The organism is Chitinimonas arctica, from assembly GCF_007431345.1.
GTDB lineage: Bacteria > Pseudomonadota > Gammaproteobacteria > Burkholderiales > Chitinimonadaceae > Chitinimonas > Chitinimonas arctica.
Genome location: NZ_CP041730.1, coordinates 4,402,509 through 4,415,742 on the forward strand (window position 1 = coordinate 4,402,509; position 13,234 = coordinate 4,415,742).

Here is a 13,234-nt window from a genome sequence, read left to right on the forward strand (position 1 = left end):
ATGCGACGCAGCGGAAATTATCCAAATTCAATGCCTGGAAGGCGCATAAATTCAGAAAATGGACTGCGCGTGAAGAATAGAAGCGACCGGAATATATCAAGCTTACTTCGGTATATCAATACTTAGGACCGTCAAGTCGTCGCCTACGCATTCCATTACTTCAGCTTTTCTATTGCGCAGGAATTGCTCGTTCGTCAGATTGTCGGCGAATTCTGCAGCCTTTGAAGTGCTGAAATTTGCATTTTCGGGTAGCGGAATCTGCTTATGTGTAGTGACCAGAGTACTGCCATTTTTTTTCGTACTTCGCTCGGGATGTTCCTTGGTAAAGAGCCCGTCGGTAGCCAGCGTTAGCTTAAGGTCGCCTTCTTCCATTTTTATATCATTGAATGAGAGTAGTTCCTTGGCGACTACGGCCAATGAGAGTTTTTCCTCGCCGCGCTTCAGGCCGGAAAATGCATCCCGTGTTGCAGGGAAGGGCAGGGGGCGGAACACGGGCTGAAGGGTTTTTTCGTCATAAATACAGAGATTTTTCGCTTCCAGCAGCGTCTTTGTCCGTTCGCCTTGTATTATCGCTATGGTGTCGCCGGTCCCGAAACCCACCGCGTGAATTTCCGGGGCTTCTCCCTTTTTTGCGGCTTGATTGTAGAAGCCAACGGCAGAGAATGATGCTGTTGACGCGATTGCGCCTTCTAGCAGGGCGTTGACGCGTTCAAAAGCGGGCTCCACGACCAGCTGCTTGATTTCTGCGGGCGTTCTATTTTTTCCTTCACAGAATTGAATGACGTGGTTCAGAATAATCATGGCGAATGTACCTATATATTCAACCTCGGCATGCTGGGCTGTCACGCCGCACCCATCCAATATGACAGCCATGGGGTAATTATTTTTGTTCTTCCCTCCCAGCACACAGTCGGCACTATGGGTTTTCCTCGCGGCTTGGCTTGCATCTGGCTTGGGGTTTCGAAAAGTACTGCCCGTCGTGTAATGGATCGACGTGGCAAGCGTCCCGGTCTGAAATTTCTCGGCGAAGCCTGGTGTACTGGACTGATTGTCGTTCGTTACAAGCGGAACGGCCGCTGACGCCTCTATGCGGATTAACCATTCGGGAGGCTTGCGATCCCGTTTTTTTTGTGCGTCGCCTAGGCAAGCGTCAACGACCTGTTTGGCATCCTTGAGCGTGTTGGCATCCTTGAGCGTGTCGAATCTATGCGCAAGCTTATGTGCGCACGTATTGCCGCTGAAGCCGCGGCTAAAAAAATCGTACACACCTGCGAAAAAATTCCCTGCCTTCGATTTTCTAATACTGCTTTCGTTTTCAAGATATCGTGTACTGGAAAAGGAGCCGTTGTCGGCTTTTTGAATCAAATATTCGCGATTTTCATCTTCAAGATGCAGAATATAGCTTTCTCCTTGTTCTAGTAAATCAGCCATGTTTTCATATAGCGTCGTGGAAACTGAGTTGTAATTTTGGCAGAGTATTGTGGTATGCATGGAAATTCTTTCTAAATGCGATCAGCTATGATGATTTTATATGCCTGGCAATAATGTTCTTATTTTTTTATGATAAGGTTGTGGGAATTAGACAAGATGATAAGGCTTGGCAGGGCTTTGCACCCGAGTGTCACGAAAGGTTGAGGTTCAGCCGATTGATGCGGATGTCATTATTTCAGTCGGCGTGCTTACGCTTTTTACTTGGCTCTACCTTGTAAGTGGTTGGTGGCGGATTGAGAGTATCGTGAGACGCCTTGCCGCGCTGCAGTACCAGAAAACGGCGTAACCACGCTTACTTACAGCACGCTCGTATGGCGATATAGCGGCAAGTCTTCGCGATGAGCCGTTGTGCATCAAATCGGTTGAAGTCCATAAGCAGTTCTCCCGGCGCCGTGGCAGTTCTCTGCCATGCATATCGCCCACAGCCAAGAGCGGCTAACAGAATCTTTCCGGCCTTGTCGCGCGAGCTTGCCATACCCAAGTACTGGCTGCGCTTGCAGGCCGGAGCCACTTCGCTGTTTTTGTTAGCGGCTCTAAACTAAGCGAGGGAACGGTTCATTTGCCACGGACCTTGAACACCCAGCGGTGCGGAGCCGTTGCCCCGCAAGGGCTTACCACCCTTGCCCGGGCGGCTCCTGCCTTCTTCTTGCGGGGATTGCCGGGTGGTGAACCGAAGTTTGAGTACGCGCAACATTTCCGTGCGTCCCCGGTAGGCGTTGCAAATGTGTGAATACGGCGCGAGCCCCGCGTCTTGCCGGCCGATGGCGGTAGATCAAGGCTTTCTCGTGCATGGCGCTCGTTTTCACCTGCCATGCAAGGCGGGGAGGGTCGCCCGGACGTGGCTGAAACAGCACGGTTCGCCTGCGCCGATAACGCCTCGGGCCTTGAAAATGCTAAAGTCTTGCCTGTGTGATCAGGCTTTGGCCAGAATGGATTCGCGCTTACCGAAACCCTGAAAACAGGCGGCAATCGGATCGAGCTCGACTCTCCGCTTTACACTTCTTCAATTCATAGGTGGGCAGAATGAAATTACTGAAATCGGCCATGCGTGGCTTTGCGCTGATGGGCTTGCTGGCGGCGGTAAATGCCCAGGCGGATAGCGTGGATGCCATCAAGAGCCGTGGCGTGCTGACGGTAGGCGTAGTGATCGATCCGCCGTTCGGCATCAAGAACAAGGATGGTTCCATATCCGGCTACGACGTCGACTTCGCCTTCGCCATCGCGAAGAAGCTGGGCGTCAAGCCGGTCGTACTGGAACTGGAGGCGGAAGACCGCGTGGCCGCCTTGAACAATCGCAAGATCGATATCCTGACCGCCTTCACCAAAACCTTCGAACGCGAAAAATTGGTGAGTTTCAGCAATGGCTATTTCGTTACCGGCCAGAAGTTCGTCGCCAAGATCGGCAAGATCAAGGAAATGAACGACGCCAAAGCCCTTTCCATCGGCGCGGTGCGTGGCACCACGGCGGAAAAGACCATCAAACAAGAATTGCCGACCACGTCCGTCATCAGCTTTGTCGATATCGATGAAGCCTTCAAGTTCCTGCAGCAGGGCAAGATCGATGCGGTGACCTATGACGAGCCCATCCTGGCAGGTAAATTGAGCCAGATGCCGGGCAAGCAGCAATACGAGATCAGCCCGGTCTCGGTGTCGGTCAAGGCCTATGGCATCGCCGTATTCAAGGGCGAAAAACGCCTGGTGAATGTGATCAACGATACCTTGGGTGAAATGGAGCGGGCCGGTGATGCCGAGCGCATCTTCAATCGCTGGTTCGGTCCCACCACCACCTCGCCGCTGCCGCGGGTCTTCAAGATTCAAAGCTGAGCGAACACGTTCCGGAAATGAAGAAAGGCACCCAGGGAACCTCACCCAAGGTGCCTTTCTTGTTTCTGGATTCTGCGATCAGCCTCTGCGTTGCATGGCCGTGGCAAAGAAGCATCGCAGGCATGGATATCTAACCGAACAGCATTTGAAGACTTGCCACTGCCGTATATCGATTCAGGCAAAGGCCGTATTTCCAGCCCGGTGTGGTACTGGCAGTCTTTTAAAGATGCTAGATAACGATGCCGCCTACAAGTGCCTGTTCTCCTATCCGCACTCGGTCGAGAAGCTGCTGCGTGAGTTTATCCGCGAGGACTGGGTAAAACAGCTGGATTTCGCCTCTCTGGAGCGCATCAACGGCAGCTTTGTCAGCGACCGCTGGCGCCGGCAGATGAGCGATGTGGTCTGGAAGGTGCGGCTGGCGGATCAGGATCTTTACGTCTGCCTGCTATTGGAATTCCAATCCTCGATCGATCCCATCATGGCGCTGCGGGTAGCCAGCTACGTGCTGCAGTTGTATCTGGACCTTTGCAAGGACTCGAAGCCACTGCCCCTGACCGCCAGCGGCAAGCTCCCGCCGGTCCTCCCAATCGTTCTGTACAACGGCGAGCCGCGCTGGAGCGCGCCACTTGAACTGGACGAACTGATCGAAGCCGGCCCTGGCTGCTTACCGGATTACAGGCCTCACATGCGTCATTTTCTATTGGACCAGGGCGCCTATCGGGAGCAAGATTTCACGGAGCTGGATAACGTCGCGGTGGCTATCTTTCGGCTGGAAAATGCGAAACGTCCGGATGCCATGGTCGGCATTCTATGCGGGCTTCTGCGCTATTTGGCGGCACCGGAGCATGCAGGGCTGCGGCGGGCCCTGACAAATTGGCTCACCCGGGTATTGATACCCACCAAATTCAAGCAATTGGATTGGTCGGTGGCACAGTTGAACGAGGTAAGCGATTTGCAAGGAGTAGAAACGATGTTGGCGAACGATGTAGAGCGCTGGATGGAAGAATGGGTACAGAAGGGGAAGGCGGAAGGCCTGGAAGAGGGGCTGGAAAAGGGCGAGGCTAAACTGCTGCGCCGTCAGCTCCTGCGCAAATTCGACCCGCTACCGGATTGGGTGGAAGAGCGGCTGAGCGGCGCAAGCACCGAGCAATTGGAAAGCTGGGGTGACCAGATTTTGACCGCCAGCAGTGTTGATGAGGTGTTCGCGCCGCATTGATCGGCAGTTCTTGCAAAATTTGCCCCTACTAGCTTGCCTCAAGGTCCGCCTCTTGGAAGATCGCTACCATCAGCGTGTGTTCCGGCCCTTGCTCTGGCCGCAAATTTGGCACACCAGGCCAAGAGTGACATCACCTCCCGGACGGCGAGACGGAAGAGCATAAACTGTTTTTTTAAGCCAGAAAAAAGCGCCCAAGATGTGATCAAGGGCGCTTCTTTTTTGGCCGGAACCGTTTACGCGAGCAACTTGGCTTCGGTCTTGCCGTACTTCAGGGTCTTTTCGTCCGGCAGGAACAGGCCGGTATGCTCGTTGCGGCCCTGCAGGATAAAGCGTGCATGCGCCTGGCCAATGGTGGCGGCGGCTTTTTGGCTGTTCGCACCGATCTCGCCCTTCTTCAGGCGGTTCACGATCACGCCCAGCTTGGTGTCGGCGAAATCGCGCATCATCCAGGCATCGCCGTCGCTGTCGCCCGCCACCAACAAGGGGCCATAGCCCTTGGCCTTCACCAGCACATTCTGGATGCCGGTCGTCTTGCCCGGACCCCAGTTGAAGTGGTAGCCCTTCTTGTAGACGTTGTCGTACTTGCCGTCCTTGATTTCGAGCTGCAGGCCGATCACGTTTTCCGGCGGCACATGGTAGCCGTACTTGGTGTTGCCCGCGAACACGCGCACCACGTCGTCGATCGAGGCGGTCGAGACATACACGTCGATGCCATTGGCCCGTAGCGTGGTCATCAGATTAAGCATCTCTTCATGGATGCGGATGCCGCTGGAGTGATTGATGGCGACCACGCCGGCCTTGCCCGGCAGCTGCTCGGAGCTGGTCAGCTTGATCTTGCGCAGGGCGTCGCCCAGGCTGTAGTCGTTCGATGCCTCGGCCATCGCCTGCAGTTCCGCGCGGCTGAAATTCTTATAGAAATAGATGATCCATTTGTAGCCGATCTCGATGGGATGGCTGTCGCAGATGGCGTCATACATAAAGAACATCTTGGCGCGGAAATCCTTGAACTGCTCGGTCTGCTGGATCTGCTCCAGCGACATGCTGCCGGCCAAGCCCTGGAAGTTGGCGTGCAGCCAGCGGTAGTCTTCTTCCACGTCGGCGGCGATGTCTTCCTGCTTGACCGTCTTGCCGTCCACCGTCAGATAGTCCTTGCCGTACGGGCCGTTGGGGACATCCTGGCGAACCACCTGGGCGAACTCGGCCGGTGTCATCTTGTAGGCCAGATGATTGATCTGATAGATCATCAAGGCCTCTTCGCAATCGTTCATGATGCAGGTGTTGTCCCAGTCGAACACCGCGTAAGGCTTCTTCTTGGGATTGTAGCGCGGGCTATGCTTGCCCACGGCCTGCAACAGCTGGTTGACGGTGTCACGATTGAACGCGGACCAACGAGCCGGATCAAGCTGCTGGGCGGTCTTGCCGGCGCCTGGCTTGGCTGCCTCGGCGACAATTGGCGCGGCCATGACCGTGCCGGCTCCCATGACCTTCAGTAGCGTGCGACGTTGCATTTTCTCTCCTGGGATGAATGCGATTGACAAGGCTTATGAGCATAGAAGAATAAGCCGCACCATGCCGAAATGGACAGATCGAAGCGCGGCGCGGGCTGGAAGTGTTGCGGACGTGTCTACTGGCCAAGGACAGTGTCATGCCGACAGGGTCTGGCGGCCCTTTTCGGCGTTCTTGCCAGCCAGCAAGGTGGCATGCGCTTCCCGCAATAAAGCTTCGGTGGCGGACCATCCCAGGCAAGCATCGGTGACCGAACAACCATAGCGCAATTGCGAGAGATCGGTTGGGATGGCTTGATTGCCGTCTTCCAGAAAACTTTCCAGCATTACGCCGGCAATGGATTGATTGCCATGTCCCAATTGCTGCAGCACATCGCGCAGCACGGTGCCCTGTAGCGCGTGGTTCTTATAGGAGTTGCCGTGCGAGCAGTCGATGATGATGTTGTTGGCCAGGCCGGCCTTCTGCAAGGCCTTGCCGGCCAGCGCCACGCTGACGCTGTCGTAGTTCGGCCGATCGCTGCCGCCGCGCAGGACCAGATGGGAGTAGGGATTGCCACGGGTACGCAGCACCGCTGCGCGGCCCGAGGGATCGACCCCTAGGAAGGCGTGCGGGTGGCTGGCGGACAGGATGGCATTGACGGCGGTCTGCGTGCCGCCGTCGGTACCGTTCTTGAATCCCACCGGCATGGCCAGGCCGGAAGACATCTCGCGGTGGGTCTGCGATTCGGTGGTGCGGGCGCCGATGGCCACCCAGCTGAGCAGCTCGGCCAGATATTGCGGTGAAATGGGGTCCAGGGCCTCGCTGGCGACAGGCAGCCCCAGCTCATTGATGTCCAGCAGAAAGCGCCGCGCCAGATGCATACCGTCGGCGATGCGGAAAGAGTCATCCATGCCGGGGTCGTTGATCAGGCCTTTCCAGCCGGTACTGGTCCGTGGTTTCTCGAAATAGACCCGCATCACCAGGCAGAGTGTCTCGGACACTTCGTCGGCCAGCCGCCGCAAGCGCCGAGCGTACTCCAGGCCAGCGACAGGATCGTGCAGGGAGCAGGGGCCGACGATCACCAGCAAGCGCGGGTCGCGGCCGTCGAGCCGGTCGCGAATCGCCCGGCGGCCGGCCGCCACGGTGCGGGCCGCCATGTCGCTGAAGGGCAAGGCGGCCCGCAATTCGACTGGCGACGGCATGGGGTCGATCGCCGCCAGGTGGGCGTGGTGGCCTTCGACGGCGCTGGGAAGGTCTCTTTTCATACCTGTTCATCCTGTCTGTTCGCGGGCGTTCGCAACGCTTTGCCCGTCTCGTCCTGCGGAAGGCCAATACCTGAAACTCTTGGAATCTTCTTTTGAAAATTTACCGATAGCGCATAATGCCGGCTATCAAAGATGAGAGTCAATATCATTATCATTTGTATTTCGATCTCGTTTTGCATTAGCATCCTGCCGCCCCACCCGGTTGGCACGCCCGGTGCCGCTACCGAGTGATGCTAAATAACCCGCCGTCAACCGACACGATCGGAACCACGCGGCACCGCTCGATAGGACCTAAGCCATGAACGACAGACTCCGAGAAACCCAGACCACCCCCATCGGTCTGGCCGAACTGCTGGCGCAATATCAGCCCGGTTCCACCTTGTTCGCTTCACCGCGCCGCAGCCTGCTGGCGCACGGTATCGAGGCGGTGCTGCCGGCATGTCGCAAGGACCAACTCGCGGCGCGGGCCGCCGCCATGCTGGAGGAGGCGCGCAAACATAGTTGGCACTTGCCGGTGTTGATGGGGGCGGTGCCTTTTCAGGCCGATGCGCCGGCGCGGCTGGTCTTGCCTGGCCAGGTCTACCTGGGGGCGGGTGCGGCGGGGCAAGTGCTGCAGACGGTGGCGATGCCGGTTTCCGCCAAGGGCATGCCGGCCGTGCTGCGAATGGAGCCGACGCCGGATGAATATCGCCGCAACGTGGCGCTGGCGCTGAGCCGCATTGCCGAAAACGATATGGAGAAGGTGGTGCTGTCACGTTCGCTGACGCTTGCCGCCAGCGTGGATGTGGCAACCCTGCTCCAACGCCTGGCCAGCCGCAACGCCCACGGCTATACCTTTGCCGTCGATCTCCCCGGTATGGCCGGCGAACGCCGCACCCTGCTGGGCGCCAGTCCGGAACTGCTGCTGGCGCGCCATGGCCGCGAGGTGTCTTCGCATCCCTTGGCCGGTTCCATTCCCCGCAGCGCCGATCCGGTCGAAGATCAGCGCCGGGCCCAGGGCCTGTTGCAATCGGAAAAAGACCTGCATGAACACGCCCTGGTGGTGGATGCGGTAGCCGACGCGCTGCGGCCCTATTGCCGTGGCCTGCACGTGCCGGCCGCGCCCAGCCTGGTCGCCACGCCCACCATGTGGCACCTGGGCACCGAAGTGCGCGGCGAACTGGACGATCCGGCCACGAGCTCGCTGACCCTGGCCCTGGCCTTGCACCCCACGCCGGCCGTTTGCGGTCACCCGACCCAAGCCGCGCATCGCTTTATCGACGAGCAGGAAGGATTCGACCGGAGTTTCTTTACCGGCCTGGTGGGCTGGTGCGATGCCAATGGCGACGGCGAATGGGCGGTGACCATACGCTGCGCCGAAGTCGGCGAGCAGACCGCTACGCTGTATGCCGGTGCCGGCGTGGTAGCCGGCTCCGACCCGGAGCTGGAATTGCGCGAAACCGCCGGTAAGCTGCGGACCATGCTCAATGCCATGGGTTTGGAAATGATCGAGCTGGACAAGAACCTGGGCGACCTGGTCGGCGCAGTGGAGCAAGGCGCATGAGCAACTCGCACCTGCATGGATTCACCCCCTGGCCGGCCGACTTCGCCGAACGTTACCGCGCTGCCGGCTACTGGCAGGGCCAGACCTTGGGCGGCATGTTGCGCGAGCAGGCGGCTGCCCGGCCGGAACGGCTGGCCCTGGTCTGTGGTACCCGGCGCTGGAGCTATGCCGAGCTGGATAGGCGCAGCGATCAATTGGCGGCCGGCTTTGCCCGACTGGGACTCGGGCCGCAGGACCGGGTGGTGGTGCAACTGCCCAATATGGCCGAGTTTTTCGCGGTTTGCTTTGCCTTGTTCCGACTGGGCGCCATTCCGGTTTTCGCCTTGCCTGCCCACCGTCGCGCCGAGTTGAGCCACTTCTGCTCCTTTGCCGCCGCCCGCGCCTATGTGATCGCCGACCAGGACGGTGGCTTCGATTACCGTGGCCTGGCCCGCGAGATCCGGGCCGAGCAGCCCGAGCTACAGGTGGTGGTCGTCGGCGATGCGGCCGAGTTCACCGCGCTGGACTCGCTCTACGGTACGCCGCGCGCACTGCCCGAGCCGGATGCCGGGCAGGTGGCATTCCTGCAGTTGTCGGGCGGCAGTACCGGCCTGCCCAAGCTGATTCCCCGGACCCATGACGACTATCTATACAGCGTACGGGCCAGTGCCGATATCTGCGGTTTGAGCGAGCAGAGTGTCTATCTGTGCGCGTTGCCGGTGGCGCACAACTTTCCGCTGAGTTCGCCCGGCAGCCTGGGCGTCTTTTATGCCGGCGGTTGCGTGGTGCTGGCACGCCGGCCCAGCCCGGACGATGTGTTTCCGCTGATCGCGGCCGAGCGGGTCACCCTGACCGCCCTGGTGCCACCCTTGGCCATGGTCTGGCTGGACGCCGCCGCCAGCCGCCGTTTCGATCTGAGCAGCCTGAGCTTGCTGCAGGTCGGTGGCGCCCGACTGAGCGACGAAGCCGCCGCCCGGGTCCGGCCTATCCTGGGCTGTGCCTTGCAGCAGGTATTCGGCATGGCCGAAGGCCTGGTCAATTACACCCGCGACGACGATCCGGACGCGCTGGTGGTCGGTAGCCAAGGCCGGCCCATCTCGCCGGACGATGAAGTGCGGGTGGTCGATGACGAAGACCTGCCGGTGCCGGCCGGGGAGGTGGGACACCTGCTGACGCGCGGACCCTACACCATCCGTGGCTACTATCTGGCGGAGGAACACAACGCCCGCGCCTTTACCAGCGATGGTTTCTACCGCACCGGCGATATGGTGCGGCAATTGCCCACGGGCCACCTGGTGGTGGAAGGCCGCGCCAAGGACCAGATCAACCGTGGCGGCGACAAGGTGGCGGCCGAGGAAGTGGAAAACCACCTGTTGGCCCACCCGGCTGTCCACGACGTCGCCTTGGTCGCCATGCCGGATGCCTATCTCGGTGAACGCAGCTGCGCCTTCGTGATCGCCCGTGGCCAGCCGGTCCGCGCTCCCGAGTTACTGCGCTTCCTGCGCGAGCGTGGCTTGGCCCAGTACAAGATTCCGGACCGGATCGAATATATCGACCGTTTCCCGCAGACCAGCGTCGGCAAGGTCAACAAGCGGGCGCTGCGTGAGCATATTGCCGGTCTGTTGCAGGCGCAGCCGGTCTGATCGACCTTCAATCATTCAAGACGAACACGACACCCATGAGCATCCCAAGAATCGCCAGCTACCCCATGCCGCTCGCCTCGGCCATGCCCGCCAACCGCGTGAACTGGCGGCCCGACCCGGCCCGCGCCGTCCTGCTGATCCACGATATGCAGGACTATTTCCTGGATTTCTACGCCGTCGATGCGGCGCCGATCCCGCAACTGCTGGACCATATCGGCCAATTGCGCGCCGCCTGCGACAGCGTGGGCGTACCGGTGGTGTACACCGCCCAGCCCGCCGAGCAGTCCTTGGCCGACCGTGGCCTGCTGACCGACTGGTGGGGCCCCGGCCTCACCGCGCGGCCCGAGCGCGCCTCGGTGGCGAGCGTGCTGGCGCCCCGGCCGCAGGATACCGTGCTGACCAAATGGCGTTACAGCGCCTTTGTCCGGAGCGACTTGTTGCAGCGTATGCAGGCGCAAGGCCGCGACCAGTTGATCGTCTGCGGCGTATACGCCCACATCGGTTGCATGCTGACGGCGGCCGATGCCTTTATGAACGATATCCAGCCATTCTTCGCGGGCGATGCCCTGGCCGATTTCTCGCCCGAGCAGCATGCCATGGCGCTGGACTACGTTGCCCAGCGTTGCGGCGTGGTGGACAGTAGCGCTGCGCTGATCGAATCGTTGCGCCCGGCGCCGCGCCTGCCCGCCAGCCAGGCGGCCCTGCAAGCCGAAGTCGCGGCGATACTGCAGGTGCCGGTAGGCGATCTGATGGCCGACGACAACCTGATGTATTGCGGCCTGGATTCGATCCGCCTGATGAGCTTGGTGGAACGCTGGCGCCGTGCCGGTGCCACGGCCACCTTCGTCGAACTGGCCGAACGTCCGACCCTGGCGGATTGGTGGGAGCTGCTCGCACCCGCGCTGCGGGGCCAGGAGTAGGCGGTGGCGAATACTTCCCGTGTCCGTCCCCGCCCGCATTTGCTGCGGGTCCGCCGCATTCGCCAGCTCAGTCCGCAAATGCGCCGTATTACCCTGGTAGGCGAGGGCTTGGCCGGTTTTCCGGCGGACTGCGAAGGCGCCCATATCAAGCTGATGCTGGCCCGCCCGCACCAGGCCGATCCGCTGCTGCCCGTGCCGGGGCCGGAAGGCCTGGTCTGGCCGGCAGCGGAGGACAAACCCATCACCCGCACCTATACGGTGGCCCGTTTCGACAGCTTGACCGGCGAAATGGATGTGGATTTCGTACTGCATGGCGATGATGGACCCGCCTCGCGCTGGGCCAGCGCGGCCCAGGCCGGCGACAGTATCGGCCTGGCCGGTCCCAGCGGCCCGGCCCGCTATCGGCCGGGCGCCGCCTGGTACCTGCTGCTGGGCGATCCCAGCTCCCTGGCCGCCGTCGCGGCGGTGTTGCGCGCCTTGCCGGAGGATGCGGTCGGCCATGCCCTGATCGAGGTGCCGGCAGCCTCGGAAATCCAGCCGCTCACGCGGCCGCCGGGGATTAGCTTGCAGTGGCTGTCGCGCGATGGCGCGGCGGCCGCCTCCAGCACCTTGCTACTGACGGCGCTGCGGCAACTCGATTGGCTCGATGGCATGCCCTCGGTCACCCTGGCCGGCGAAAGCAAGCAGGTGGTGGCCTTGCACGCCCATCTGCTGACCAAGGGCGTACCGCGCACTGCCATGTATGCGGTGCCTTACTGGAAGGAACGCTGCGCCGAAGAGGCCTATCAGGAAGAGCGTTACCAGATCATGGACGAGATGGACGAGGCAGCCGACGCCGTGCGGGTCTAGGCCAGCGGCTGGTCGTTTCAAGGAGCAAAAAATGGAATTTCAAGGCAAGGTCGCGCTGGTTACCGGTGCGGCGCAAGGCATAGGCGCCTCGGTAGCCATGGCATTGGCACGCGGCGGCGCGGCGGTCGCGGTATTGGACCTGCAGGCCGAGGCGGTGGCGGGCACGGCCGCCGCCTTGCGCGATCTGGGCCGCCCCGCGCTGGGCTTGGCAGTGGATGTTGCGCGGACCGACGCGGTCGAAGCGGCGGTGGCCCAGGTCGAACAAGAGCTGGGTGCGATCGATATCCTGGTCAATGTCGCCGGCTTGCTGCGCATGGGCAACATCCTGACCCTGAGCGACGAGGATTGGGACCGCACTTTCGCGGTCAATGTCGGCGGCGTGTTCCGCGTCAGCCGCGCGGTGGCGAACCGTATGGCGCCGCGCAAACGCGGCGCCATCGTGACGGTCGGCTCGAACGCCTCGGCTGTGCCGCGCCAGCAGATGGCCGCCTATGCGGCCTCGAAAGCCGCTTCGGCACACTTCAGCCGCTGCCTTGCGCTGGAAATGGCGCAGCATGGCATACGCTGCAATGTCGTCTCGCCCGGCTCGACCGACACCGCCATGCAAAGACAGTTGTGGACCAGTCCGGCCAGCGAACAAGCGGTCATTGCCGGCTCGCTGGACAGCTATCGGCTGGGTATCCCGCTGGGCCGCATCGCCGCGCCGGACGATATCGCCGAGGCGGTGTGCTTTCTTGCCTCCGACCGGGCCCGCCATATCACCATGCAGGATCTTTGCGTGGATGGGGGCGCAACCCTGGGCGCCAGATAGCGGCTCGCCATATCCCCTCCATGCCGCCGGCCAAAAGCCGGCGGCATTATTTTTGCTCCGCGCGTTTGACAGCGGCCCATAAATGTCCTTTAAAAAACAGGGCATTGCTATTGGTCTGAGCCAGGGTACGCCTTGCCGGCTTCGAGCCGGTCAGGTCGTCTACAAAAAAGTACGGTGCGGAGCCCCAAGCCGCTCACGCCCCGTCAGC

10 protein-coding genes are annotated in these 13,234 nt (G+C 60.7%); 7 read left to right on the forward strand and 3 right to left on the reverse strand.

Annotation, left to right across the window (positions count from 1 at the left end; translation table 11 throughout):
• Positions 1-102: 102 nt before the first annotated feature.
• A complete protein-coding gene (locus FNU76_RS20175) occupies positions 103-1,491 on the reverse strand; it encodes a hypothetical protein (protein ID WP_144279870.1) in 1,389 nt (462 codons plus the stop codon).
• 1,023 nt (positions 1,492-2,514) lie between these two features.
• Here FNU76_RS20175 and FNU76_RS20180 point away from each other — a divergent pair.
• Positions 2,515-3,315, forward strand: coding sequence for a transporter substrate-binding domain-containing protein (locus FNU76_RS20180; RefSeq protein ID WP_144279871.1), 801 nt, complete (start codon positions 2,515-2,517; stop codon positions 3,313-3,315).
• 226 nt (positions 3,316-3,541) lie between these two features.
• On the forward strand, positions 3,542-4,531 hold the full coding sequence (locus FNU76_RS20185; RefSeq protein ID WP_179958212.1) for an Rpn family recombination-promoting nuclease/putative transposase: 990 nt from the start codon (positions 3,542-3,544) through the stop codon (positions 4,529-4,531).
• Positions 4,532-4,764: 233 nt separating this feature from the next.
• Here FNU76_RS20185 and FNU76_RS20190 read toward each other — a convergent pair whose 3' ends face one another.
• Both FNU76_RS20190 and FNU76_RS20195 read right to left on the reverse strand, forming a co-directional pair.
• Positions 4,765-6,039 (reverse strand): HAD family hydrolase, encoded by a 1,275-nt coding sequence (locus FNU76_RS20190; protein WP_144279873.1) that lies wholly within the window; start codon positions 6,037-6,039, stop codon positions 4,765-4,767.
• Between the two features lie 135 nt (positions 6,040-6,174).
• Positions 6,175-7,281, reverse strand: coding sequence for a 3-deoxy-7-phosphoheptulonate synthase (locus FNU76_RS20195; protein ID WP_144279874.1), 1,107 nt, complete (start codon positions 7,279-7,281; stop codon positions 6,175-6,177).
• 298 nt (positions 7,282-7,579) lie between these two features.
• On the opposite strand from FNU76_RS20195, the gene dhbC reads away from it, so the two are divergent.
• Genes dhbC through FNU76_RS20220 form a run of 5 tightly spaced genes read left to right on the forward strand, consistent with a single transcriptional unit; the run spans position 7,580 to position 13,026 of the window.
• The gene (gene dhbC, locus FNU76_RS20200; protein WP_144279875.1) at positions 7,580-8,824 is read left to right on the forward strand and encodes an isochorismate synthase DhbC; all 1,245 of its coding nucleotides are present in this window, start codon (positions 7,580-7,582) and stop codon (positions 8,822-8,824) included.
• On the forward strand, positions 8,821-10,446 hold the full coding sequence (locus FNU76_RS20205; protein WP_144279876.1) for a (2,3-dihydroxybenzoyl)adenylate synthase: 1,626 nt from the start codon (positions 8,821-8,823) through the stop codon (positions 10,444-10,446). Before dhbC ends, FNU76_RS20205 begins: the two co-directional genes overlap by 4 nt.
• A 35-nt stretch (positions 10,447-10,481) precedes the next feature.
• Positions 10,482-11,366: an isochorismatase gene (locus FNU76_RS20210; RefSeq protein ID WP_179958213.1), complete on the forward strand. Its 885-nt coding sequence runs from the start codon at positions 10,482-10,484 to the stop codon at positions 11,364-11,366.
• Between the two features lie 3 nt (positions 11,367-11,369).
• Positions 11,370-12,215 carry a siderophore-interacting protein gene (locus tag FNU76_RS20215; protein ID WP_144279877.1) on the forward strand — a complete coding sequence of 282 codons (846 nt, stop codon included), beginning with the start codon at positions 11,370-11,372 and terminating at the stop codon, positions 12,213-12,215.
• Between the two features lie 31 nt (positions 12,216-12,246).
• Positions 12,247-13,026, forward strand: a complete 780-nt coding sequence (locus FNU76_RS20220) for a 2,3-dihydro-2,3-dihydroxybenzoate dehydrogenase (protein ID WP_144279878.1) — start codon at positions 12,247-12,249, stop codon at positions 13,024-13,026.
• Positions 13,027-13,234: the final 208 nt, after the last annotated feature.

Excerpts from the sequence above, each read along its gene's own strand:
- FNU76_RS20175 (WP_144279870.1), bottom strand. The coding sequence starts at position 1,491 with ATGCATACCACAATACTCTGCCAAAATTACAACTCAGTTTCCACGACG.
- FNU76_RS20180 (WP_144279871.1), top strand. The coding sequence starts at position 2,515 with ATGAAATTACTGAAATCGGCCATGCGTGGCTTTGCGCTGATGGGCTTG.
- FNU76_RS20185 (WP_179958212.1), top strand. The coding sequence starts at position 3,542 with ATGCTAGATAACGATGCCGCCTACAAGTGCCTGTTCTCCTATCCGCAC.
- FNU76_RS20190 (WP_144279873.1), bottom strand. The coding sequence starts at position 6,039 with ATGCAACGTCGCACGCTACTGAAGGTCATGGGAGCCGGCACGGTCATG.
- FNU76_RS20195 (WP_144279874.1), bottom strand. The coding sequence starts at position 7,281 with ATGAAAAGAGACCTTCCCAGCGCCGTCGAAGGCCACCACGCCCACCTG.
- dhbC (WP_144279875.1), top strand. The coding sequence starts at position 7,580 with ATGAACGACAGACTCCGAGAAACCCAGACCACCCCCATCGGTCTGGCC.
- FNU76_RS20205 (WP_144279876.1), top strand. The coding sequence starts at position 8,821 with ATGAGCAACTCGCACCTGCATGGATTCACCCCCTGGCCGGCCGACTTC.
- FNU76_RS20210 (WP_179958213.1), top strand. The coding sequence starts at position 10,482 with ATGAGCATCCCAAGAATCGCCAGCTACCCCATGCCGCTCGCCTCGGCC.
- FNU76_RS20220 (WP_144279878.1), top strand. The coding sequence starts at position 12,247 with ATGGAATTTCAAGGCAAGGTCGCGCTGGTTACCGGTGCGGCGCAAGGC.